This is a genomic window from Lysinibacillus sp. SGAir0095, assembly GCF_005491425.1.
Lineage (GTDB): Bacteria > Bacillota > Bacilli > Bacillales_A > Planococcaceae > Ureibacillus.
In genome coordinates, this window is the sequence record NZ_CP028083.1 from 2,714,938 (window position 1) to 2,740,403 (window position 25,466).

At 37.1% G+C, this 25,466-nt stretch carries 27 protein-coding genes; 2 read left to right on the plus strand and 25 right to left on the minus strand.

Features of this window, described 5'->3' with window-relative positions; genetic code table 11:
- Positions 1-85: 85 nt before the first annotated feature.
- Together C1N55_RS13385 and C1N55_RS13390 are read right to left on the minus strand one after the other, a co-directional pair.
- The gene (locus tag C1N55_RS13385) at positions 86-1,444 is read right to left on the minus strand and encodes an IS1182 family transposase (protein WP_137727085.1); all 1,359 of its coding nucleotides are present in this window, start codon (positions 1,442-1,444) and stop codon (positions 86-88) included.
- A gap of 271 nt (positions 1,445-1,715) precedes the next feature.
- A complete protein-coding gene (locus C1N55_RS13390; RefSeq protein WP_168193860.1) occupies positions 1,716-2,084 on the minus strand; it encodes a DUF2513 domain-containing protein in 369 nt (122 codons plus the stop codon).
- A 242-nt stretch (positions 2,085-2,326) separates the two neighbouring features.
- On the opposite strand from C1N55_RS13390, the gene C1N55_RS13395 reads away from it, so the two are divergent.
- Both C1N55_RS13395 and C1N55_RS13400 read left to right on the plus strand, forming a co-directional pair.
- Complete coding sequence (locus tag C1N55_RS13395; RefSeq protein WP_137729299.1) at positions 2,327-2,668, plus strand: hypothetical protein; 342 nt, start codon at positions 2,327-2,329, stop codon at positions 2,666-2,668.
- A gap of 74 nt (positions 2,669-2,742) precedes the next feature.
- Positions 2,743-3,120 (plus strand): hypothetical protein, encoded by a 378-nt coding sequence (locus tag C1N55_RS13400; RefSeq protein WP_137729300.1) that lies wholly within the window; start codon positions 2,743-2,745, stop codon positions 3,118-3,120.
- Positions 3,121-3,167: 47 nt separating this feature from the next.
- Here C1N55_RS13400 and C1N55_RS20570 read toward each other — a convergent pair whose 3' ends face one another.
- From C1N55_RS20570 to C1N55_RS13505, 23 genes are all read right to left on the minus strand, one after another.
- The gene (locus tag C1N55_RS20570) at positions 3,168-3,344 is read right to left on the minus strand and encodes a hypothetical protein (RefSeq protein WP_168193755.1); all 177 of its coding nucleotides are present in this window, start codon (positions 3,342-3,344) and stop codon (positions 3,168-3,170) included.
- Between the two features lies 1 nt (position 3,345).
- On the minus strand, positions 3,346-3,537 hold the full coding sequence (locus tag C1N55_RS13405; protein WP_137729301.1) for a hypothetical protein: 192 nt from the start codon (positions 3,535-3,537) through the stop codon (positions 3,346-3,348).
- The gene (locus C1N55_RS13410) at positions 3,537-7,265 is read right to left on the minus strand and encodes a hypothetical protein (RefSeq protein WP_137729302.1); all 3,729 of its coding nucleotides are present in this window, start codon (positions 7,263-7,265) and stop codon (positions 3,537-3,539) included. Before C1N55_RS13410 ends, C1N55_RS13405 begins: the two co-directional genes overlap by 1 nt.
- Positions 7,266-7,280: 15 nt before the next feature.
- Positions 7,281-8,189 carry a phage tail domain-containing protein gene (locus C1N55_RS13415; RefSeq protein ID WP_137729303.1) on the minus strand — a complete coding sequence of 303 codons (909 nt, stop codon included), beginning with the start codon at positions 8,187-8,189 and terminating at the stop codon, positions 7,281-7,283.
- Positions 8,186-12,733, minus strand: a complete 4,548-nt coding sequence (locus tag C1N55_RS13420; RefSeq protein ID WP_137729304.1) for a phage tail protein — start codon at positions 12,731-12,733, stop codon at positions 8,186-8,188. Before C1N55_RS13420 ends, C1N55_RS13415 begins: the two co-directional genes overlap by 4 nt.
- A 20-nt stretch (positions 12,734-12,753) precedes the next feature.
- A complete protein-coding gene (locus C1N55_RS13425) occupies positions 12,754-12,912 on the minus strand; it encodes a hypothetical protein (protein ID WP_168193861.1) in 159 nt (52 codons plus the stop codon).
- A 170-nt stretch (positions 12,913-13,082) separates the two neighbouring features.
- Positions 13,083-13,550, minus strand: coding sequence for a tail assembly chaperone (locus C1N55_RS13430; RefSeq protein WP_168193862.1), 468 nt, complete (start codon positions 13,548-13,550; stop codon positions 13,083-13,085).
- 89 nt (positions 13,551-13,639) lie between these two features.
- Positions 13,640-14,179, minus strand: coding sequence for a phage major tail protein, TP901-1 family (locus C1N55_RS13435; RefSeq protein WP_137729307.1), 540 nt, complete (start codon positions 14,177-14,179; stop codon positions 13,640-13,642).
- A gap of 12 nt (positions 14,180-14,191) precedes the next feature.
- Entirely contained in the window at positions 14,192-14,608 is a 417-nt protein-coding gene (locus C1N55_RS13440) for a DUF3168 domain-containing protein (protein ID WP_137729308.1), read from the minus strand.
- A 12-nt stretch (positions 14,609-14,620) separates the two neighbouring features.
- Positions 14,621-15,040 (minus strand): HK97-gp10 family putative phage morphogenesis protein, encoded by a 420-nt coding sequence (locus C1N55_RS13445; RefSeq protein WP_137729309.1) that lies wholly within the window; start codon positions 15,038-15,040, stop codon positions 14,621-14,623.
- Complete coding sequence (locus tag C1N55_RS13450; RefSeq protein ID WP_137729310.1) at positions 15,040-15,369, minus strand: phage head closure protein; 330 nt, start codon at positions 15,367-15,369, stop codon at positions 15,040-15,042. The genes C1N55_RS13445 and C1N55_RS13450 overlap by 1 nt, the downstream gene beginning before the upstream one ends.
- On the minus strand, positions 15,359-15,685 hold the full coding sequence (locus C1N55_RS13455) for a head-tail connector protein (protein WP_137729311.1): 327 nt from the start codon (positions 15,683-15,685) through the stop codon (positions 15,359-15,361). Before C1N55_RS13455 ends, C1N55_RS13450 begins: the two co-directional genes overlap by 11 nt.
- A 1-nt stretch (position 15,686) precedes the next feature.
- Positions 15,687-15,983 (minus strand): 3-hydroxyacyl-CoA dehydrogenase family protein, encoded by a 297-nt coding sequence (locus C1N55_RS13460; RefSeq protein WP_137729312.1) that lies wholly within the window; start codon positions 15,981-15,983, stop codon positions 15,687-15,689.
- 61 nt (positions 15,984-16,044) lie between these two features.
- A complete protein-coding gene (locus C1N55_RS13465) occupies positions 16,045-17,094 on the minus strand; it encodes a major capsid protein (RefSeq protein WP_137729313.1) in 1,050 nt (349 codons plus the stop codon).
- A gap of 24 nt (positions 17,095-17,118) precedes the next feature.
- Complete coding sequence (locus C1N55_RS13470; RefSeq protein WP_137729314.1) at positions 17,119-17,481, minus strand: hypothetical protein; 363 nt, start codon at positions 17,479-17,481, stop codon at positions 17,119-17,121.
- Between the two features lie 15 nt (positions 17,482-17,496).
- Positions 17,497-18,117, minus strand: coding sequence for a DUF4355 domain-containing protein (locus tag C1N55_RS13475; protein ID WP_137729315.1), 621 nt, complete (start codon positions 18,115-18,117; stop codon positions 17,497-17,499).
- Positions 18,118-18,483: 366 nt separating this feature from the next.
- The gene (locus tag C1N55_RS20575; protein WP_168193863.1) at positions 18,484-18,651 is read right to left on the minus strand and encodes a hypothetical protein; all 168 of its coding nucleotides are present in this window, start codon (positions 18,649-18,651) and stop codon (positions 18,484-18,486) included.
- 46 nt (positions 18,652-18,697) lie between these two features.
- Entirely contained in the window at positions 18,698-19,738 is a 1,041-nt protein-coding gene (locus C1N55_RS13480) for a phage minor head protein (protein ID WP_137729316.1), read from the minus strand.
- Entirely contained in the window at positions 19,731-21,203 is a 1,473-nt protein-coding gene (locus tag C1N55_RS13485) for a phage portal protein (RefSeq protein WP_240758298.1), read from the minus strand. The genes C1N55_RS13480 and C1N55_RS13485 overlap by 8 nt, the downstream gene beginning before the upstream one ends.
- 9 nt (positions 21,204-21,212) lie before the next feature.
- Positions 21,213-22,481 (minus strand): PBSX family phage terminase large subunit, encoded by a 1,269-nt coding sequence (locus C1N55_RS13490; RefSeq protein ID WP_137729317.1) that lies wholly within the window; start codon positions 22,479-22,481, stop codon positions 21,213-21,215.
- A gap of 226 nt (positions 22,482-22,707) precedes the next feature.
- Entirely contained in the window at positions 22,708-23,601 is an 894-nt protein-coding gene (locus tag C1N55_RS13495) for a terminase small subunit (protein WP_137729318.1), read from the minus strand.
- Positions 23,602-23,698: 97 nt separating this feature from the next.
- Positions 23,699-24,439 (minus strand): hypothetical protein, encoded by a 741-nt coding sequence (locus C1N55_RS13500; protein WP_137729319.1) that lies wholly within the window; start codon positions 24,437-24,439, stop codon positions 23,699-23,701.
- A gap of 433 nt (positions 24,440-24,872) precedes the next feature.
- The gene (locus C1N55_RS13505) at positions 24,873-25,094 is read right to left on the minus strand and encodes a hypothetical protein (protein ID WP_137729320.1); all 222 of its coding nucleotides are present in this window, start codon (positions 25,092-25,094) and stop codon (positions 24,873-24,875) included.
- Between the last annotated feature and the right edge of the window lie 372 nt (positions 25,095-25,466).

The following is a 25,466-nucleotide window of genomic DNA, read 5'->3' on the forward strand; positions in this document are numbered from 1 at the left end:
TCTGGAAGCCTTTTGTATTTTTTGAGATTCTTTTGGGTATTTTTTAGTCCGATTTTAGTCAAAAGTACTCTTCGAGTATTATAATTTAGACCATTTCTGGAGCTTGCCATGTCCAATTGGCAAGCTTCTTTAAATTCATGGCAGCAAAAGTAAGCATCGCCTGCATGGACAATTTTTTAATCCCTCGTAGGGTTGTCCAGCGCATACCATGCTTCTCTTTCGCATCCGCAAAGACACGTTCAATCGTCTCTTTACGTCTCGCATATATTTGTTTGGTCTCGTTTTGATGACGAAGATGATCCGCTTCCTCTACATATTCTGCCCAAATATGACGCTCAATGATTTTCCGGTGATCTTTACTATTCGTACATTGAGTAAGCAAAGGACAGGTTGCACATTGAGAAGGGTTTGATTTGTACTGGCGTTTACCTTCTTTAGTGGTAGTCGAATATTTAAGAACTTGCCCTTCCGGACAAAGGTAGCAATCATAGTACTCGTCATATACATAATCGTGTTTCCGTAAAAATCCATCCTTCGTTTTTGGACGTGTATAAGGGAGTGCAGGTTGAATCTCTTGGTCAAATAAGAATTTAGTAATCGCAGGAGTTTTATAAGCAGCATCGGCAGCAACAGCAAGTGGCTTCTTCACTTTATCCATAATCTTTTCAACAAGTGGCTGAAGCATATGACTATCATGAACATTCCCAGGTGTCACAATCGATCCAAGTATAAATCCATACCGATCAGCTGCAGCATGGAATGAATAAGCAAACTGTTTGGTTCTTTCATCTTTTACATAGTATCCACTTTCAGGATCTGTCGTACTTTGCTTAATTTCCTTCACTTCTTCTTTTTCAAATTTATCAGGTGGAAATGGCTTCTTCCCGTGATCGATACGATCTTGATTCAATTCTTCTTGAAGTTTGGCTTCATATGCACGAGTCTCTTTACGGACAATCTTCTTTTCGAATTTACGTTTATTCGCACTGGCTTTTACATGAGTTGAATCGATGAAGACATGGTCAGCACTTAGTAATCCCTTATCTGCAATTTCTTTAAGAATACGATAGAAAATCTGTTCAAAGATATCAGTATCTTGGAATCGACGTTCATAATTTTTACCGAAGGTAGAAAAGTGCGGGATTTCTGAATGAAAGCCAAACCCTAAAAACCAGCGATATGCCATATTGGTTTCAATTTCTTTTATTGTCTGACGCATTGAACGAATTCCAAATACATATTGCACAAATGTCATTTTAATTAATACAACTGGATCTACACTAGGTCTACCTAGGGTAGAATACAGTGGTTCTACCAGTGGATAGATGAAAGAAAAATCAATAGCTGACTCAAGCTTTCTGACAAGATGATTCTGTGGTACAAGTTGTTCAATTGTAATCATCTCAATTTGATCCCGTTCATTTATTTGATTTTTCGACATCATATCCAATCACCTCAACCTATATTTAGAAACTAGTTGATTGTAGTGTAGGCGGTGACTCCTGCGGGACAAGCGTGACGGCCGATACCCCGCAGGAGCACAGCGACGAGGAGGATTGGGCCACGCCCGCGGAAAGCTTCCGCCGAAACGGAAATCAACTAACTCTATTTTCAAAAGCAATTATCTAATCTATATTTTATAAGAAAAAAGACTGTAGGCAAACTCGAAAATTCGAGTTTGTCTACAGTCTGAAGCACTCTCGAGTGAGAGTGCTCTATTCAATCATCCCTAAACTTTCTTTAACCTTCATTTTCACCAAATCGGTAAGGATTCCAAAAGAAACTTGCCCTAATTCTAAACCCTTTGACTTTAATGAATCTTTGGATTTCTGCCATATTGACTCATTCCTAATCGAATCCAGGAAATCATGACCAGGCCAAGTTAACTGACTATGAATATAAAAAGGTTGGTCACTAGCATATCTTATGTTATTTTCAGTTAAACCAGCTTGTTCCATCAGATTCAATTGGTAAACTACATAATTTCGGTCCATTTCCTCAGGGATTTTTAATTGCGAATGAATGCTGTCTTGGGCTTCAATTAAAAATAATAATTCTCGAATCAATTCCATATCTCTTTTCATCGTCTTCCTCCTCATTATTGTAAGGTTTCGACAAAAATTTGAGTTTACCTTTATGGAATTTTTTCAACTAAGCGTTAATATTTTTTCAAATAATGTTTATTATATTTTCAGCCAGAGGGATAAATATTTTTTTAAAAAACTGTTTACAAAATGGTTTAGTGATTAAATCGCGTTTTTGTAATCATATTTATTATTCTGGAAGAATACAATTATAAAAACAATTTGAAAGGGGTTCTATTTTAATGTCTATGCACTATAGCATACCTGAACAAATATTATTTACAAAACAGGAGTTAGTTGACTTATACCGAAATGGTCTATATCATCAACCCGATCTTGATTCAATGATGTCATATACGATTGAATTTGCTCAATTTTTAAAATCGACAATACCTGAAATCAATCCACAACGTAGCGAAGAAGCTATCGCTATACACTTGATTTATATTGATAACCTTTTACACGGGGTTCAACAAAGATACGCACAAAAGGACTCGAAATATTTAGGTACTAGGACAAGAAAATTGAATCAACCAACAAGTCTTAATCCATTAACAGCTCGATTCACACATTTCTTAATGTAAACCGATTTCCCTAAGTAATAATCCCCAAAACAAATCATAAGATTTAATAATTCAAATAAGAAGGGATTAGATACTTGATTAAACCAAATCCAAAAAGTGATGAATTGGTTTTGAAGGAAGAGATACACTTTACTATTGATGGTATGCCAACTATGAATTTTAGTACAGGCCAACTTGACTCATTTTCTACGTTCCACTACGATGTAAAGTTATATAAAAATGCAAAGGGTAAAAAATATTACCTATTCAACTGTTACAAAGATTGCACTTTATTCATCATGAATTGCAACCAGGAGATTTATGAACTCTTAGAAAAGATTATTCCAATTAATGATGATATTGAAATATTTGAGCACTCACCTGGTAAAAAAGGTCTTGAATTCGTAGCAATTCCTGAAGAATATAGAAAAACTTCGGGTTTTTCTGGATCAGCTATAATTTTTACTGATTAACAATAAGAGCAGATCACACTTTCATGTTGATCTGCTCTTTATATTTTCTAAATTTGTTGAGTTGGCAAACTCTGCACGTCATATTCATTTCCTTGTGGAGTTGCTAGAATCATATCGCATTCCTCTTGTGTAATGCCCTTCGGTACATATGATTGTACCTTCTCCGCGCTAATCTTCTGCATGATCCACATATTTAATACAAATCCGTAAATTGCTGATGCCATTTTACATTCCTCCTAGTGTCATATCAAGTATAAATACTAATGTGTTTTCTGTTTCATCTTGTCTTCGTTTGAGCGAAACAATGTCTTCCACAACTGGTGGCTGCTCTGCTCTTAATTCTTCAACTCTGCCGTTAATTTCTTCCCAAGTAATCTTGCCTTCAAGCACCAGGCGCTCAACTAATTGTTCTAACATTATTTCGCCTCCAATGCTTTCACTCTGACGTATAGTTCTACAATCGCTTTCTCGTGTACGGATAGCATTGTTGTATTGTCCTCAACCTTTGTCATAGTATCGTTTAATGCACTACGAATACTATTCGCATAAGAGAGTTTAACGGACAATGGGTTAGTTGTGAGTAACGGTTTTTCTAACGCTAGGTATGTGACTGTGTATTCGGCTGTTGAGTCGAATTTAGATTTATCGATCCATGCTCGATAATTTCCGTACTGATTGGAAGTGCTTGCGATTGTCCAATTAGGTGTATCAATAATTCCGTTTTTATAAATACTGATAAACCTAAGTACTTTATTTTTCAGAAGAGAAGTCGGTTGTGTTGTTACGTTAATGTCATAGTAAGTACCTGCAGTGTTTATAACAGGCGTTACCTTTTCCCTCACAATCACACCACTATCTACATTCACTTGCGTTAAACCATTTAACTTTACGTCACCTTCAACTTTGTCCGTTACATCCGTAATTTGAGGTGTAGCTAAGATATAAGAAAGTTTGTAAGGTGTGTAACTCGGTGCTTTATTCGCTTTCACATAGTCAATCGTATTTGTGGAAGGTGCTGTACCATCGACAATAGATATCCATGAATGAGTTGTACCATCGCCTGTGTACTTCCATCCGTTGAAGTAGGCTTTCATTTGGTCGTCTGTTGGTACAAATGTGTTAGACCAACCGCTATCTTTAGAACCTACAGTTATGCCAACAGTGATTGCTATATCTTGTCTTATCATGTCTTCGGGAGTAGCCGTAGAATATCCACTGTATGGCTTCAATTTCAAACCATTGTAATTAGTTACTTCTTTAGCGAGTGTAGCAGTAGAATTAATAAAGTTGCTTACATAAAGATATTTTGCTGTATCACCGTTGAAAACTCCCCAAGCCAAACTACCATCTAACACGATATCCTTCTCAACCGCTTTACGCACTTTCCATCGCCCATTATCTGCGAATAGGACATCTTTCACTGTACCGATTGCACCTAGCTTCACATCTGCGAATAGGTATGATGGATTTCTCGGTACGAATGGTTTTGCTGTTGATCCTAATGTGAGTATTGGTTGAATGAACGAAATTGTCCTACCAACATCCCCACTCAAATAACTTAATCTAACTCGAATACTTTCAGTGTTTGAAGGTGTGCTGAAGGTGAAAATTCCCGACTTCCAACCACTAAAGGAAATTTCTACACCTTTATTATCAAAATAGCTTATTCCATATTGTCCAGATGGAATATTAAATGCATACGGAGTGTTTGGAGAAGCTTTGATTGTTACGTCATTAAATTGTCCTGTCGCAGTTGGTTTATGTTCCAACTCATAAGGACTAATCACTTTTGCATTTGCATGTATCGTCCACTCTGTAAACGGAGGTAATAAGTTCTCACCTTCGCTTGTTACCGCTACCCCTTGTAAATGCTGTGTACTTTCCACAACCGGATAACGCTTCTTCACTTCATCTGCATTCCAATCAACTAGAATTTTGTTGTATTCATCGTCTGGAACTTCGTATAAAGGTACTTTAGGTGCAGTGAAATTTGCTGTTGGTTTTAGTTGAATTTCTAGCTCAACATAATCTGTATTGATCTTTGAAGCTGTCGTTCCGTCACTTGGTTCTGCGTGTGCAAGGAAGTGGATTACCCCGTCTGTATCAAAAATACTTGTAGAGCTAGGGCTTATGTTTTGATAAGTTAGTTTTGAAACAACGGACACCATTAAAGCATTGACAAATACCCAACTACTATTAGACTTACTCCATACAGATAACGAACCTCTATTCCCACCTACGGAAGAACCGAATCCATGCCAGTTACAAGTTAACTTCGCTAAATTATCCTTCAACCATTGAACCTTATCTGCAATCGTTGACTTTGGAATTTTCCCGATATTACGCTCGACTGTTTCAATTAAGTTGAATGAGAAGAGTGTTTGCGCTATTTCTCCGTTAACTGATGATGCTCGACTAGCATAATTTCCGCCATCTAAATTCGAAACAAAACCATAATGTGCTACGAACTCGCCCCAACCACCACCACTAGGTGATTGTAATAAATTAGGACTAGCATGTTTTGCAACATGTGGATTCTCCACCGTACTTCCGCTAACTTTACCTTCAAAGTTCTCCACACGAATGATCGTTGGACGAGTATCTAACTGTGCTGTGTCTTTCAACTCCACTACTAAATCGATGTAATCGGTATTAATTGTTGAAGCTGTTACACCGTCTGACGGTTCTGCGTAAGCTAGGAAGTGTACAAAAGCGTCATTTTTAAGAATTGCAGTTAAATCGGTAAACGACATTGATAACTTACTTACTGTTGTACTAGTATGGTTCGTAGTTCCTGCCCATGAATTATCCGACCACGAAACTCTCAAATTCGCCTTATTCCCACCTACAGATGAACCGAATCCATGCCAATTTGCTGTCAATTGTTTCACATTATCTTTCAACCATTGAACTTTATCGGCTACCGTATCTTTCGGAATACGACCTAATGTACGCTCGACTTGTTCAATGATGTTGAAGGAGAATAGTTGTTGAGCTATAACACCGCTAGCACTTCTCGAAGTAGTGTACAAAGTTCCATCTAATTTTGTAGCACTTGCATAATTTCCACTTTCAAAGAAACTAGTGCTACTCGGTATTAGCAAGGAAGTATTACCACTACTATTATCACTACCTTTAAGAACATGTGGATTTGCTACCGCACTTCCAGAAACCTTACCTTCAAAATTCGCTGTAGTTGTTAAATAGTTATTCGTGAACTTCGCTACACCTGTAACCACTTCACCCATTGAGCCTTTAGCAATCATTTTCGTTTTGTTATCTGCTAAGACGTATTTCTTACCACTTTGTAGGTTGGAATTACCTAAAGAAGTAAGTGTACGTCCTTCAATCTCCACATTAGCCAAAGCATTTGAGGAAGCATTTACAACTGAAGTTCCTTGAGCCAACGTTGTAGTTTGTCTAGCCGAATCTAATTGTTGTCCATGAATTTCACGAACCAATGCCCCTACATTTTGACGAGCCACATTATCGGCACCTAATCGAGCATCCACAATTTCAGTTGTACTGTTCCCGGTGTTTGTCACCAGATTATCAAGGCGAGCGTTCATTGTGTCTACTGAGCCTTTTACCGTATCACCCTGAGATTTAGCGTAGTCTCCTTGTTCCGTTGCATAATTAGCTTGGCCAGTCGCATATTCACCTTGAGCCTTCGCATAATCCCCTTGGTCCGTTGCATATTCCCCAGCTTCAATTGCTTCTTGAATTCGTAACGGGCCATCATTTAACACTACTTCAATTAAGGTTTTTTCTGAATCGCTAGGTGTGTAATTATTAGTAGGATCTGCAATTACTCTATAAGAAAATGTTAAGGTCGATATACGACTCTCTGCATTATAAAGCTGTACGACTGCATCCACTTGCCCTGTAACACTTGTTTCAGGCCGATCTACAATAAATTTAACTTGATTTGTTCCCACCTTAGTTCCGCCAGTGACAATAACCTTTCTATCGTATCGCGTATGTGCAATCGTGATGTTGGCAACACCATCCAAATTTAATGGTTTCCCTCCATCAAATATGTTTACAAGAAAAGCATTACTGTCATTTTGAGTAACTTGTGGTTGATTAATTATGGTAGGGTTTTTAATATCCACATTAATCACAATAGCTTCTTGGATTTGCATGCATTCACATCCCTTTTATTTAAAATAAAAACGAAAATCAAATTTCACAGAGGTTAGTGACCCACCTGTAATTGAAATCTGATTTTCGCCTGGTTTTAATTTGATTAAGCCGTAATTTGTTTGATAGGAGACATTAACACCGTTCTTTAAATACTGAACCCCATCAAAGACAAGTGTATCTGAAGCCGTTAAGGATCCACTAAACGTTACACTTTCACCAGTTGTTTGGTTAGTAAGTGTAACTCCGTTAGGAAAATCACCTTTTATTGTGATTTTTAATGGCATGTATCGAGGGTTAACCGGAACATTACCTAAGTTTCTCACAATAGGATAAGCACTAGTAAATTCCCAAGTGTAATCTTCATCCCACTCTATCCCCATGCCTAAAATGAGAGGATTAATATTCCATTCTTTTGCTAGCTCAGATAGCTCCAAGGTAGTTTTTGAGCTCTCCCAAAATGGCAGTTCATAAGTTTCAAACTCTATATTCCTATTACCTGTTAATCCACTGAATTTAATTGCTCCATTTCCTATTCGATAGATAAGCAGCCTTTTACCCTCCAAGATATACGTATCTGATTGTTCATATGCATTTCGGTTTGATACCTCTCCTGGAAGTTGGAAACCATACAATTTAGGTGTGACACCTTCGTAGATATAAAATGGTTCATTACCATCAATCAGTTCAGCTATACGATCTCGTAAAGTAATCGTATCTAATCTTGAATCAGCTAACGCATATAAGTTCAATGTTGCTGCTCTATTCCCGTAATCAAACGAAGTAAGAATACGACCAGGTCTACCAGAGATGTTCTCTGAATCTGTTTTTAAATCGATAGGGCTAACAACGAAATCCGCTGTTAAGACCCCTTTATCAAATAAATTGATACGTGTACCATCAAGTTTCTCAATAACAGTTATCATCGTGAGCCCCCCTTAGAATAAAGCTTAATATCGTAGTTTCTTCCGCTTTCTTCATCAACGTAAGTTAGAATATCCTCGCCTGTCCAATCGTTATGAACGTGGATGACAATAGGCTGTCGCCCTTCATCCTCCAAATCATCCAAAACAAGATTTTCAGAGGTGCGAATATTAGCTGAGATTTGCTCGGAAGTAGTAAAGTTTGCTTCGTTTAATTTCATTGTAGCTGCAACATCATTTAGTTGAGCGTCTATTAATGGCTGTGCATCTCTCAGAGCGTTTGCAATTCCATACATGTAATTTAACCCTACCTCATCGTAAGCCCAACGAGAAGGGCTGTGAATATCTAATTCAGTAGTTAGCTTAGACTTCATTAATTTAGCAATATTCTCTAACTCTACGCTCAAACTTGATCGTTTTGATGATATACCATTGATTAGGCCTTGAATTACATTCGCACCAATACTAACCATTGAGCCTTGTATCGTTTTGAATTTTTCAGTTGAGCCGTACAGCATTTCGTCTAAATTCTCAGCAAATGTTTCTTTCAAACTCGTTATTTCTATTTCAGCATCTCGCGTAAGCTTTTGGATTTCTTCCATCATTGCTTTACGCTCATCTGATAGCTCACTTGTCGCGATTGTATTAGCTAACGAATACTTACGATCAAATAGCTGTTGGAAATAAGATAGCTCTGAATCAGACATTTTTGCTAACTTAGCAATCTCATTGACCGAAGCTACACCCATTTCTTGCAGCTCTTTTATTAAGTTGTCACTTAATCCACGAGACATTAAATCATTCATCAAGTTTTGGTAATCCTCAAGAGCTCTTACCTGCTGTTGCATATTACCGATTATATCTAACTCGGATACGTCATTCCCCACAAACGAATCAAACAATCCGGCAAATCCAGTTAGTGAGTCAACACGGCTTTGATACATTGAATTGTATTCATCTTTTAGAGCCTGAATATCACTTACTAATGCATCAATAACATTTTGCTCCGACGCTAAATACTGTTGTGACAATGCTGTTAGGTCATCGTAATATTGCTCTTTTGTTTCGTAGATTAACTTCTCGTATTGAAGTTGTTGATCACTACCCTTTTTGTAAGTAGCCATGTACCCTTCATACGCTTTAATCTGCTGAGCATACCCCCAACGACCTGTTTTAACCATGTCAGTGACATAGTTCTGTTCTAAAGCATACTGTTCTGCATAAGCCTTTTTAAGTGCATCCTCATACCGAATTAACATTCGAACTTTTTGAATCGTATTTTCTGAATAAGCAGTAGCTGCATATTTCCAATACTTAGCTTCTTCCATCGCAGTCATACGATTTAATTCAACCTGTTCAGCAGCAAAAGATTCGAGTGCTTTCAGTTGATCATCGTAATTTAATCTACTGTTTTTACTAGTGATATTCTGTACTTTAATCTTTTCGTCAATTGTTAAATTCGATCTATCCTCAAAAGATTTCATTTCCTTGTTGTACTGTTTAAGCATTGAAGATGACAAGCCACTCAAAGCTTGAGTAACGAGTTTAACGTTACTAGAAATTCCACTCGCAATACCTGCTGGAATCCATTTTGAAACTGCCTCGAAAACTCGTGATGGTGAATGAATTCCAAGTTTCTTCTTAAACCAAGAGACCGCTTGACTTGCAAGGCTACCTACAGCACTTATTAAACTCGATGCACCACTTTTAACTCCCTTCACAATCCCAGCTACCAAATCAGCTCCAGCGCTAACTAATTTAGGTATTGTATTAATTAAAGTCTTTACAATTTCAGATACTAGTTTTACTGCTGCCTTTGCTAAATCAGGTAAAGCTTCAATCAATCCAGTAACTAAGGCAATTACAATCTCGTCCCCAGATTCTATAATTTTCGGTAGTGATTCAGCTATCGCACCTATAAGTGCTGTTACTAACTCTATCGCTGCAGTAATCAATTCCGGTAGTACCTTTAGAATTCCTTCAATCAAAGCAAGAAGAGTTTGAACTCCTATATCTATGATTAAAGGTAGATTTTTAGCAATCATATCTACTAAAGTAGTAATGATTTCTATAGCAGCATCTATTAAATCGGGCAACATTGAAACAATTCCATCTACTAATGAAAGTAGAATTTCTACTCCAGCCTCTAAAATTTTAGGGAGATTAGATAGAATAGTCTCTACTAATGTTAGAAGAATTTCTAGAGCAGCTTGGATTAAGTCTGGTAATGCTTGCAGAATTCCATCGACAAGAGATAGTAAAAGTTCCAGACCTGCTTTAAGGATTTTTGGATAGTTCTCTGCCCAAGCTGATATTAGCGTTGTAATAACTTGCACAGCTACAGCAATGATTTGAGGTAAAGCCTGAATAATCCCATCCAAGATGTTTGAAAAAATCTCGACACCCGTTTGTAAGAATCTTGGCAGATGAGTCGTGATTGTCGTGACAAAGCTTTGCATAAAGGTAGTGATGGTTGAAACAATCAAAGGTAGATTTTGTACAAAACCATTTAATAGATTTGATAGAATCTGCCCACCTATTTGTAACAACATTGGTATTTTGGAAATGATATTACTTATCAAATTAGGAATAACTGCCGTAAAGAAGTTTACAATTCCGCTAAAGTCACCATTAAAAGCATCCTGTATTGCTTGTCCAAACATACTTAGATATTGTCCAGTAGTTTGGATTGCACTGTTGAATGTTGAAGAAAGGAATGAGCCGATACTGTTTAGTAGTTCTCTAAATGGCTCAAAGCTTTCATATGCAATTGCTATTCCTGCTGTTAAGAGTGTAATTGCAGATATTACTATTCCGATTGGAGAAGCTAAGAAACCTATAACAGCACCAAAAGTTGAAACAATAGCACTCCAACTAAATAACTTAATTAATAGCATGACTGGTGTTGCTAAAGCTAAAACAGCAGCTGCCACAGATGGGATGATTGCGATTAAGAACGCCAGCACATCACTAGAATCCATTAGACGATTAATAAAACCAGATATTGCTGTAATTACTGCTAAGATTACACTCCCCACTGGCGCCAAAGCTACACTGAAATTGATGATTAATTTTACAATTTCTCCAATCAAGCTTACGACTTGACCACCTGACTGTTGCGCATAATCAAGGAATTTTTGGAAACCTTGATTTTCACTTAGAGTACTGGACCACTCTCTAAATTGTTGCATCATATCCTGTAAACTTGATAGCATGAAGCTTGTATTTCCACTAAAAGCTGCAAACGTATTTACAATACCTAGAATTGCGTTACCTACAATGCTTGATATTTTAGGCATTTGTGTTTCAATATAGCCCATAAAGTCTACGAACTTGTCACTTGCATGTAATGAATCTGCCCATGAACTAAAGGACTTAGACATATCTAAAAATCCATTGGAAACACTGTTTGCTAAAGGTCTAAAAGCAGTTAATAGCGAAAGCGTACCATTAATGAAATACCCTAGCCCTCTTGTGATTTCTCCCATAATTTTAGCGCCATCTTCATTCAAGAAAGTGAAGAACTTTTGCATTCCTGCGCTATCTAAACTTTGATTCAGAGATTTCATTAACTCTTCCGCTTCTTTTGAAGCTGTCACAAACAAGGGTTCTAGCTTTTTTAATACCTTTTCAGCTGAATTCATTGCAGAAATGAAGGTGTTTAATACTTGCTTTTCAGTTGCTTTAACTAAATCCTTGTAAGTAGCCGTGAGATCTTCAACAGAGTTTTTCGCTCTCTTCTGTTGATCTGTTAATTTGGCCTCTTCATCAAATAGCTTAATAATTGTGGGAATAGCCAAGGCTCCAAATGCAGCGTACCCTGCAAACGCGACACCTAAAGCAGATGCGAGCGCTACCGTCTGTCCTGCGACAACTCCAATAGAGACACCAAGAGCCACGATGGCATTAGTTGCAGCAGCTGCTAAAGGAATGACAGCAGGTAATAAAGTCAATAGGGCCGAGCCCATCAGACTTCCACCGCCCCCAGCACCGCCAAGACCACCTATTTGCGAAACTCTAATTCGTATTTGCTGTTGATTTAATGCGTTTATCTGAGCTTGTAGGAGTGCAGATTGAAGCCGGAACTGTGTTAAGTCGGCTGTTACATCTATTTCGATACGAGTTAATTTTAGCTGAGCTATATGGGCTTCTAATATACGTTGCTGTGCAAGAAATTGAACAAGGTCTAAATCGACAATTACGTTTATTCTTTCTCTAGCAATCTCCCGCATTCTTTGTTGCACTTGCTCTAGTTTACGTATAACTTCCGCGCTATCGACATCAACGTTAATTGATCTTCCGTTTAAGTTCACAGCGTTCAAATTAGCGCTATTCAGGTCGACTCTAACATCAATATTACGGCCATCTAACCGATCAAGTTTTCTCTCAACTTGAGCAATCTCAGACATTACATGTGCTGTATTAATATTGATATCCACGGTTACTCCTGTAGCAAGATTGCGCATAATTTCATTTACTTCACGCATTTTCCGTTTAAACTCTTCTATACCGGCGCCGACTACTGCTTCAAATTTTTCCTCTGCCACTCCACCACCTCCTTATGTATTTATTTTTCTTTCGGACGATAAGCTTCAGCAAAATTGAACTTGTTGATTGCTTCTTTCGCTTTATTAAACAGCGTGAAATCTTTTGACGTATTTTTTTGGCCAGATAGTATTTGCTTTCTGATTTTCTCAGCATCATATACTTTCTTAGCTTTAGGCATCCTTTTAGCCCTTTGAGCTGCAGCATTTAAAAGAGCCATATCAACTTGTAAAGCTGTATGGTCGACTTTTGCTAATTGAGCCCCTTTGATGCGATTGCTGTATTCTTTTGGTGTCCACGAATAAATAAGGTTACTATCATAGACACCTAGTAGTCTTGCACAGTTAATCTCTATTTCGTCGAAGTTAATTCCGCTTTGGCTTTTGTCATCATTTCGATTGCCAGCTGGTACTGTTGATTTTCCTTCTCGTCGTCTGATTCGATTTTGCTCATAATATCTACGTTGCTCCAGAATTTCTCGACAGCTCGTTTGAAAAAACCGCTTTCGTCAATCACAGCATAAGCTTCTTTAATCAGCTCCAAAGTGCCCTCTTCTTCAATGCGTTTCTCAAGTGCCGACTCGATATCGGTTAATTTAATTTTCTTTTCATGAGCTAGTGCACACTGCCAAAAATGCATTAAGGCATCCAAGTCCTTTGCTCCGTCAATAAGTTCTCCTAGAAGATTGTTAAGTCCACCTTCTTGTTTACCCGTTTTAGATTTTTCAGCGATAGTACCTAACAAATCATCTGCTTTCCGCGCAAACGCAAAAGATCCCTTCGCTTCATATTCTTGTCCGTTGATTTCTAAAATTGCCATATGTGTTCTCTCCATTTCAAATTAATTTTTTGTATAAGAAAAGAGAGTAGCAAAATACTACTCTCTAAAATCAGTGTTATAGCTTTAGCTTAAGGTGTTTCAGTTGGAACATAACCTGTTGGATTATCTTCACTTCCGAATTCACCAGTTGTTTGACCAGGTAATTCGAATCCGTATTTAGCGAAATTGATTAACTCTTCAGGTAATGTTGTAAATGTACCTTCTTGAGATTCACCAATTACTTGAATTGTCGCAGATACCTCTTGTGAGTCATCAGCTGGGTTAGATCGCTCAAATGATTCAACAATAGCATAAGCAAATAGCGAATCATAAGTGCTTTCAGCATTTGGTTCAGTGTCAACTTCCCAAATTTTTAACTGTACTTTATTTTTGATTGCGTCAAGGATTGCTTTTTGACCAGCATCTCCTTTTTGTCCTCGCATTGTGATGTCGAAAGTTTCACTGTTTGTTCCGTAAGCTAACATACGACCAAATTTTGTTTCTACATCTGAGATTGAGTTCTCAATTGAGTATGAATCATCAGTTTGTAGAGCTGGCACTAGAGCATCTGCTCCAACCGGTGCACTAGTTAGTTGCACTAGTAAAATTGATTGACGACCTTGTTTCATAAAATCATCCTCCTAAATTTCCTGTAATGTAATGTGATAATTGAGTATCCCATGCTTTAGTATGTTGTCTATATCATCTAAAACCTTAGGTGAATCCATATAGGCGTTAACATTTTTATAGCCGACCACATCTAAACGTATTTTCAACGCTTCGTGGACGGCATCTAATATTTCGTATGTTGCTGTATTCCCATATCTATTAGCTGTTTGCTGGTTAAACCAGGTGTGCAAAGTAACTGTACAGTTATAAATGTTGTTAAACTTCACAATTTCCTGTGTAGGTATTCTGGGTTCACCAATAATGATATACGGGAAAGGGATATCTACTTCTACGTGATCATAAATCCCTGTAATAATCTTCTTAAGCTCTGAATCATTGGATAACCTCTGATAAAGAGCTGTTTGCAATGGTTTAAATGGGTAGGCCATTCAATCACCTTCTTAAATACCTAACTTTTGCATTTCTCTTTTGAAATATTGTTGAGCCACTGCTATTGCATCAAACCAGAAAGGTTGAGGTTTCATCCCCTCAGTAAATACAAATTCACCAAACTTATCTGAGAAATATGTCCAACCATCTTGACGGCCGTTTCCATTCACAGCATAAATCCCGGTACCATATTCGATATAAATAGCATAATCAGCACTAACAATTACCCTAGCACTAAGCCCATCATTAAGGATTTCAACCTCAATGCTTTGTCTTAAGTATCCGCTGTCTTCTGGAGCTCTTGAACGTGCCTCTGTTTGGAGAATATACGCTGATTCAAATATAATTCGTTTAACTTTTTCAGTTATTTTCTCTTCCCATTTACGCATGGCCCTTTGAGTTCGTCTGTCACCAAATCGATTAATTCCCATCAAGTCACCTTCTTAAGAGGGATTCGCATGACCTCATGCTGCCCTCCTTGGTCCTCACCTTCTCCTGCAACCACGTAGTCAACGTTCTCGAAGCGCACACGAACTGTAGAAGCGATTTCTTGACCATAAGGGTAGTAGAGGAACCTATCGTAAGTAACACTCATCTGCATGGCATACAAACGCTCCTTTGTTGATGGTGTGTCCATGAAACCGTTAAATATTGAAGTTGCTACCCATTCCTTTTTGCTTCCACCAGATCCATCAGGGGTTGATTGTTGTTTCAGCAACTCTAGTTTGTGAGGAAACTCTTCAAAAGGACTAAAGTACATGCACTTTCACCTTCCGATATCTAGTTAGCAAACTAGTAATGGAGGATGGTAGATTAGCAAAATCAAAGTCGTATGAAACCGAACCCATAGACCGTGACTTTAGACCGGAGTTCATGGAATAAAATTGAGTAGCTTTTGCTAAGAATAATTTAACCGCACCTGGTAGATTACTAGGCTCAAAACATTGATTGTATTCATCATTAACTGTTTCAAGTAGAATCGGAAGCATTACTTTGTAATAATCTTCATTTGCACTCTTATCTTGGTTTAGAGTTTTAAATTGCTCAACTTCTTCAGCAGTTGGAGTCCAAGGCATTTTATTCACCTTCTTTTTTAAGTGCCTCTTCTAACAATGCGTATAGATCTTTCTTATCTGCAACACCTTCAAAGTCAATTTCTAATTTTGCAAGTTGTTCTTTAATTTGATCAGCAGTGATTTTCTTATAATCTGGCAGTTTGTCATCGTTATTTTCTACCGCTTCATGGGAAGTAACAAGACCTCGCTCTTCTAACTCTTCAAAAAGTTCATCTGATACATTCTCAGCCGTTTGACCAGATTTGTAACGTTTACCGTTTACTTTTGCATTCTTTGCTAACACTACGTTAAATGGCATTGTATAATCCCCTCTCTCATTTCAAAATAAAAAGGTGACTGTTTTCAGCCACCTTACACATTTAGATTGTTGCTACTTTAGCAATAAAGATTTTGCCTGCTTGCTCAAATGAAGGTAAAACGATTTCAGAAACAATCGTTTCAACATTTACCGGATGTACAATTTTATGAGTAGTTACCGCTACTCCTCTATTAACAATTGATACATCCGCTTGAGCTGCACCTGTCATTAAATCTGATTCTTCTGGAGTTGTACCGTACATTGTTTTACCCAATGTACCTGGTGGCAATAATGTAACCACTCCATCTGGGAAGAATGATTTTGAAGCTCCAGCTTCATCGATGAACATGTCATCATAAATAGCAAATTGGATTTTAGTTTTACGAGATAAATAGTTTGCTACATCTTCATCAGTTAAGATGATATTTTGAGCCCCTAAAGGGTTTAGATCTTTACGAATTGTTTCATTTTGCGCGATTAAAGCAAATGTTGCGCTTGTTAAGATTGCACGAGTAGGCTCTACACCTGTACGAACACGAACTTCTTTTTTCCAAGCAAGAATATCTTGTACCGGAGTAGAAGCTGCATCGGTCCATGCATCAGTTCCTGTTAACTCTTCAAATTGATCATCATTAAGTTGGTAATCATACTCATGTTGTGCACCTTCTGCAGCGATTTGAATCTTACCTGTTGAAAGTAATTGCATACGCATACGTTCAGCAGTAACATCCGCACCATCTACTAGTGTTTTCACGTCATCAAATACAAACTTCACTACTTGGTCAGCCATTTGAGTTTGTCCGCCTGCTAAGAACGTATTAATTTGTTGACGCTCTTGTTCCTTTACAGTCATACGCTCACGGAAGAAAGGCATTTCTGTTTCTACTTTAGATACACCAATACGATCACGAACAGGCGCTTGTGCATCAAATGCAGATGGTTTTAACGCTACTGGTAAACCGCCACGACCTTTTAAGTAAGATAGGTTTAATCCAAGCTGTTTATCAGATGGGAACAATGCAGCACCAAGATAAGGTGTTTTGTTTTGGTTCGATGTAACAACGAAATCAGAAATATTTTGAGCTGTTACTAAATCATAAATGTTTGGCATAACGCTTCATCTCCTAATCAATTTTTATTTTAAGAATGTAATTTGTTTTAAAGCTGTTATCTGTGCAGCTGTTGGTTGTGCTGGGAGCTTAGTTAAATCAACAAAACCGTGTAAAACTACTGCAGCTACTGCTGGACCATGTGTTACATCAACGTCGTAACGTAATACACCTTCAGCTGCTACTGTTTCTGAAGAAGCTTTAGCTTTTACAGAACGGTCAGCTAAAAAACCACCGCCTACAATTGTTCCTGCAGGTACAATTTTCTTACCTTCTCCATTAGCTGTGACACCTGTAGCATCAACTGTTACTGTTGTAGATACATGATGATCGGGATATTTAAGGATTTCTTTTGTATTGTTGTAATCTGTAACGACAAATTTACCCATTATGTTTGCCTCCTATTATTTAAAATAATGTGATTGTGCTTCAGCAGCAGTAGTTGTATCGTTTGCTGTTTGAGCTAGTTTTTTACCATATGAATCTGAGTTGTTACTTCCAGTTCCGCCACCTACACCACGTGCATTACCTTTTAACGTTTCTTGAACCTGTGCTTGAATTACTTCATCAAGATCTGTTTTCAGCTCATCAAGTGTTGAAGCTGTAACTGTTTCATCATCGCCCAGGAAACGTTCAATGTACTTAGTTGCAAATTTGTTAGGTAATCCTTTACTAGTAGCATGCTCTAACGCTTTCGCTTTCAGTTCAGCTAGTTTAGTAGCCTTTTCACTGTTGAGAATCTTCTCTTCGAGTTCACGAATACGTTTTTGTTCTGGTGTTTCTTGTGGATTCGCTTTTGACACTGCATCATCAATTAAGCCCTGTAAGTGGTTTGTCTTCCATGTTTCCAACGCCTTTGTGTGATGTGTATCCTTTAACGAATCTAACTCACTGTTTACTGCTGCATTAACTTTCACTGCCGACTCAACGTCACCTTTTTCCAATGCTTTGAAAATGTATTGTTCTAAAGCCGACTTGTCACCAGATTCAGCTAATGTTTTTACTTGTTCTAAATCGATAATCATTTTTGTTGTCCTCCTTGCCCTCCAAACGCCTAAGACAGACCCTTGAAACGCATAATTTATTCCTATTAGCTTTTATAGTCTGTTGGATTCGACTTAAGTTACTACTTTCTTTTTCTAGGTCTTTCAAATGTTCTAGTGAACCATCGAGAATCGTTCCTGATTCCCTTTGGAGATGGTAAAAATGGTGCTCTAAATGATTGCTCTATTACTTCCTTAGGGAGGTTCGCCCCTCTTATTATTTGTAAAGTACTTTAGGGCACTTATTAGACCTGATACATAGAAAATAACAGCTAATGTGATTGAATAGATTAAATCTTTCATAGGTACCACCCTTTCTTGGCAAAATAAAAAGCCGTACTTCTACGACTACGTTAGACCTATATAAACAACTGAATCGGTTGGTGCTGAGAAGAGTAAAATATTAGATGTATCGTAGATATAATAAATACCTTCATTTACATAAACGTCTTTCACTTGAAAAAACTTCATTTCAAACACTCTTTCCCCATTTGCAGTTACAACTTTATAACTCATAAAGTCCCCTCCACAAGACAAAATAAAAAGCCACTCTAATGAGTGACTAACTTGTCGCATTCTTGTACCATTCTTCATACGTGATGTATGGAGTTGTAACAGTAGGTGGTTGGATGCGCCTATTAGCTTCTTTGAAAGCTTCAGCATATGTCAATTTTTCCATTTTCCCGTTACGTTTAATACCTTTTTTCATGTATTGGTGGATCTTCTTCTCCATTCTCTCCTGATAATCTTTATCCTTGTAATTTCGACCGCGACGAACAGTAGGAAGCATCCCGTTTACGAGTTTTAAGGTTACACAGCGACAATTGATATCCATATCAGCACGATTCCATCCATGGGGCATTTTTGCTTTTAAAGATTTGTAGTGAAAAAAACCATCTTTATCAGCTTTTTGCCCATCTAAAGTTCTGTGAGATTGCCGTACTCGGAAATCTAAAGCACTGCACCAAACCTTTTCAACCTCTACATACTTACTAGCTTGCTCTAAAACTTGTTCATCAGCAATTGCCATCGCTCGACCTGTTTCTGTACGCGCTACTGCTCTTGCTTTCTTCTGGAAGAAGCCCACTCTTTCTTCAATCTGCTTGGCCATCTTGAAATAACCTTCACCACGAATTAAAGATTGAGTAATAATCTGTTGTATTTGTTGAACGATTGCATCTCTATGTTGTTTCATAGTTTTCGGTAAGCGTAAAAACTCAATTGGATTTTCTAGAGCTGCTTTAATTGCTTCCTGGCTAGGTAGACGAAAGCCCATTCTCTTACTCTCAAATACTTCGATTAAATAAGCTGTTTGTAAGTATGTCTGAATATAAGCGTCTTGTTGCAATGTTTTAAGTTGCTTAACGACTTCTCGATAGTTCCCTGTCATCGTTTGTGAGACTCGTTCCAAAATAGCATGTAATCGATTGTACTTATTAACATCGGTCCATGAAGGTTCTTTGCCGTTCTTGGTGTATTTCATAAACAATCGATTCATTTCAGAAAGTGTTTCACTCAGCATCTTAGCAAATACTTTTTCTAATGATGACTCTGCTTTCTTAAGTAATTTATCGATTTTCGCTTTGATATCTAACTCATTCATCGTCAATCACATCATCGTCAAGTTCGCTATCCGGACCATCAATTGGTTCTAAAGGATCTAACTTATTTCCAAACTCCACTTGGTCTTCCTTCAATGCTTCAATTTCAGCTTCAACATCATCAACGAAACTAAGTAGAGATAACCGTGTACGTTCAGACACTAAACCTTTTAGTAAGGATGTTGCTTCTGCTTCTTCTTTGATATTTGAAGGAAGGTTACGTTTAAAGCCAAACCAAATATTTAAATAATCATCTGGTGAACAAATGCCTAATTTTGCCCATCCAGCACATAATAATTTAAACTGATACTGCAAAGCACTCCTGAATTTGTGCTCAGCGATAATTGCTTTGTGCTCTAGGGCCATGGTTTTAAACTTAATCGCAATACCTGAGATATTACCGCCAAAAGCTTCATCACTGAAATCTACTGACTTAGCAAACTTGTGAATGTTCTTCTCTAACCGATTCAAGTGGTTCTCAATCATCGTGTCATTAACATCTTTAGTTAAATACTTTGCTTCAACATCTTGGCCAAACATTTCGAGAAGACCTAATTTATTCATTTGCTTTACGTCATCATCATCCATACCTATGTTTCTAAGAATTAATATAGCAAGTCTCGTTGCTTCAATTTCACTATTGGCATCTGACATAGTGCGATCATATGCATCAACTAGGTTTAGTACTTTAATTGCTTCTCCGTTTAGTGATTCGTTGTTCTCCACTCCAAACAATGGGCAAGAATCTAAATTATGAGGTTGGATATCATATAACTCAAAGCCATTTGTATCATTCCTAAAGAAATAAGTCTCTGACTGATCGTGAAACTCAACGACAGTAACTTGGCTTTTTGTACCATCTGCTAAAATCTCTACAGATGGATAATACTGAATCCCAAAAGTAGGAGCACTCATACTTTCTTCGTATAAGAAGATACATTCAGCAGGATCTATGTTAGCCACTTTGAGAATCGGCTTGTTATTTTCTACGGACCAATAAACTAATCGAGCGCCGTAGCCAGCTATACTTGTTCTGGTACCCAACGTAGTATCTTTATCCGGTATATTTTCACGCGTTCGAAAATCTTCAATTGTAGCTGCTAACGATTGAAATTTCTCATTCTCTTTGTCAACAACGTAATTAATCGGATTACCAAGAAAGTAACCTATTTTCGTATCTACAACCTCACTGTCGAAAGTGTTATTGAGTTTGTTATTAATGAGCTCATCAATTCTACGAATGCGTTCACTTTCAAGATTGAGGGACTTCACAGGGCGCTTTAGAATCGGGACACCCTCTTCTGAAGCTTCGTACCTCTCCTGGTGTTTGCGAATATCTTGTTGAATACCTCTATGTTCGCTAATAATTTGCTGCAGAATTTCTTCATTTATCCCATTTTTAAGGATAAAAGGGATATACGCTTTAAAAGCGTCCATTCGCTTAAGGATTGAAAGTTTTTCAGCCATTTGTTTCACCTACCTTTTTGCGTTATAGCCTTTCATGTTAGTTACTTCATAGTCATCTAGCCCATACCAAATAGCTGAGAATGTATGAGGGTCAATGTTAAATTCTCCAGGGATGACCTTTCCAGTTTTCGGATCTATTTTAAGTGTTAAACTTTTCAGTTCTCGAATATGATTAGGGCAATTCTTGGAGATAATAATTTTTTTAAATCGTTTAATCTTCTTCGTATTTTCTACTCGAGTTAATTTGTAACAAGGGACAATACGAAAACCTTTTTGTTGCAGATAGAAAATAGTTTTAGCTTCAGCATTATCACCTTTGATAATAACCTTCTTTAAGCCTCTTTTTTCTAGATCCTTGGCGATTTGAGGGTCATCAATACCTCTTGTGTAATACTCATCCCATACATACAACCACTCTTTTTCCGTATCAACACACATCCTAGACACAGCATTAAATGAATCAACAAAACCAAAGTCCATCCCGTTCTTAAATAACGGCTTCCTCATGTTGTTAATATCATTCATTACCATCTCGTGATTCCACTCCTCAAGTTGAGGAAGTACGAGTTTACCATTCACACCAAATTGACCTTTACGTGCAATTCTATAAAGGTCTGGGTCATAGCTCTTCATTTCATCAAGTTGATCTATATACGATTGTGGCAAGAACAAATTGTCGTCTGCCAATGAATGGTGATAATAAGTATTATCGATGACGATGGTCCTTTTCTGATAAAGTTCCTCATCATCTAAGATAAAACGTTCTTCTATATCGTCTCTGAAGAAATGGGTGTAGGCCCAATTTTCTTTTGAAACCGGATTGGTAGTTAATATCATATGGAGACTTAATGTTGGATGACGTAAACGACCAAGTAATTCTTTATAACCTGCGTATTTAATTTCACTACACTCTTCCAACCAAACAATTGAAATGTTATTGATGGATTTCAGCTTTTCAGGCTTGTCCATCCCACGAAAGATTATTTTAGATCCATTGGGAAACTTAATTTGCATGGGAGAAGAGTTTATCTTCACCAAACCGGAAAGCGCTAAATCTTCAACTATCTCCGAAAATAAAGAAAACGTACTATCACGATGAGTGTCGTAAACTTCACGAACAACCAACGCAGTACGCTTTTCGCTTAATAGCTTCAAGAATATTTTCAACGCAGCATGATAAGACTTCGATGAGCCGTACCCACCAACTAAGAAGTAAGTTTTGTACGACCAATCAAAAAGAAAGTCTTCGAAATGTGGATTGACTTCTTTCTCTTTCATCGTAACCAACTTTAACCTCTCCTTTCATGCATGATTACGTATTTAATATTCAATCTAGCTTCCGATAATAAAAAATTATGTCTACTAGATATGCTCCTAAAACGTTGATAAATCTAGGATTTTAATTTTGCAATAAAGTTATCACATGCAGAATCTTATACATCGTTGATTTAACAGTATTTTGGATAATCACTTTGGGATATTTCCCAAGATTTCTTGCATAAAACTACTCTTTCTTTTTCGAGACAATTTTGATTTCAATCGGACCCGAATCTTTATCTTCAGAAAGCTTTTTAATTTCAGCTTCAGTCTTTTGGATATTTAACTTAGCTTGCTCATTACGTAACTGCTTTAGTTCACTATCATTAAGTAGATCCATGTGTTTCGATAAGTATTCTAGAGCCTTCATCTTGTCGGCCAACTTAACGGTTATGCCATCTTTGCCTTGTTTAACCTCGGTTATCAAAGTACCGTCAACCTCTTCAGACTCATTGAGATTCACAAAGCTGCGTGTCCAGGTTTTAATGTTGCCGTTCATATCCAACTCAGGTTCCCCTTTTTCGTTGTAGCTGACTTCCTCTGTCTTACCAAATTGAAGGTAGTCAGTTATGTCAGCAAAAGCGATGTCTATCCACTTTTGGATGAGGGTTCTTTTGTCTAGGAGTGCATTCTCTGATAAACCATCTCGTACACGGGTAATCTCTTCACGAATACTAGCATTCACTAGCAGTCGAGGTCCGTTAGCATTAGCGGTAGCATAATCACATCCATAAGCTTTCTTGTAAGCCTTAGTAGCATTCCAGTACTTCACGTAAAAACTAATAAAAAGCCGTTGCTTATCGGTAAAATCGTCATTCTCTGACTCAATGACTTCTACCGATTCAACGACTTCTTTTTTCTTAGTAGTACTCTTCTTTTGTTTCGGAGTACTCCGTTCATCCGATTGGAGTACTCCATTTAATTTAGCGTCCCAATTATCCTTAGCTTTGGATTTCCAAGAACCAATAGTTTTCTCTGGAACACCAAGCATTTCAGCAAGAGCACGATTCGTAATCTTACCCTCATGCTCTTTATATATCTCATACGCTTTATCTCGATTAGGATTTCTAGCTCTAGCCATCTCTCATAACACCACCTCCATAATTCATTTCCTGTTTAAATCACCTCATTATGCTATTTGCTTAATAAAATAATAAAGCACCCACTTTTAGGGTGCTTTAATCATCATTTTTCGATTTATTTGGATATGACCACTTTGAACCTGTAATATCAAATTCAAATAAGGTAACATCTTCATTTTTTTCATTGATGACAAAATGGAATTCTTTTAACCTATCAAAATCCATAATGTATTTCATTCTTTCATTCATCAATGTCGAATATTCTATAACTATTTTAGTTAAATTAATTACTTGCCCTTTTTCAATTTCACTTGGAACAACTGGTATAAAGAGTTCAATTTGTTTTTCTATGATTCCTGTATTAACAACTATATCCGGAAACTTATTAGAATCATCATCCATTGAACTAATACAAATATTACAATTCAATATAACATCTGAATTCCCAAATTGAGAAATCTTTATATACGAAGTTGATGTTGAATCAAAATCTACCTTGGATACCTTTCCTAATAAACTTTCGTAACCTTCAGTTCTTATTAATCTACTATTCTCATGAGTTTTAATTGTTTTCAATCCTAATGGTCCATGAAAATCATGAAGAAGAATAAAGGATCTATTGTTCTTTTTTTCTTGCTCAAAGTCTCTCTTCTTTTGGTTGCTATTATTCAATAATGCAATTGATATAGCTCCAATAAAACCTAAAAAGCTACCTAAGAAGCCTAACCATGGGTTTGCATCAGTTGAAACACCCGGAGCTGACCAAGTCAATAATCCGTAGTTAATAATAACAGGTACCAAAAGTATAGAACCGTATAAATATATTATATTCTTCAAATATATCCCTCCACACTAACCATAAGGCATACGGAGTTACATGTCACTAATACAATTTTGATATCCTCAGCAGCAAGCACTATCATATAAGCGTAGGGGAAGACACTCGATAATGCTCACTGCTCAAAATAAATCAGTCAATCATAGGCTTAATCTTGCCACCACAGGGGCATTGCTTTTCATAAACCTTTTTAATTATCCTTTTGCCTTCTTTCCAACTAGTACTTTGTTTTTCTAGTTGAGCTGGTCTTTTACATTTTTCACACTGCAATATATAATTCATAAGTTTCACCATCCTTTGATTAAACTCTCTAAACTGTGCCTTTTGAAGTCTTACAACTAAGTTGCTTCACACACACTTTTACAATGGCAGTTTGATTTAGTTTTCAAAGCATAATAAAAAGCCACACTCGATTGAATGTGACTTAAAAAATTATTTTTCTTTAGCAGTCCCTCGACCAAAAGTATATTTCTCGTTACACTCTTTGCAATCGCAAGAAATATCTGTACTTTTAAATCCAGGTATATCATCTTTTTCGTAATATACTTTTCCATTTCCACATGGACATTCATATACTTCGTTAATAACTTGTCCACTTCCAGCTCCATAACCAACACTGTGGTGATTACTATCTTCAAGTTGTTTTAAGTTCATAAACTCGCCTCCCTCCATACAACAATAATAAATCTTATGGAAGGATTTGTATGTAACATAATTTTGATAAATAAAAAGCAGCCATCTCCTCAAATGACTGCTTTCCTCGTATTACAACTCAACTTATTGTGGTAAAAACAGCTACGTAGCAACCGCCTTTCGTTTTTATTTAAAATTGTGAAATAAATTATCTGCAAATACATTATCTATTATTTAATTTTTATTTTTATTTTTGTTTTATTTATTAATAATTAAATATCTTTATATAACTAATTACATAAAAATCACCCCTCCCACAAGTACTGGGACGATCGTGTTGTCGCTTCTTCGATGTACGACTTTCGGCGCGAGTCGTCGGTCGTCTTTCTTTCT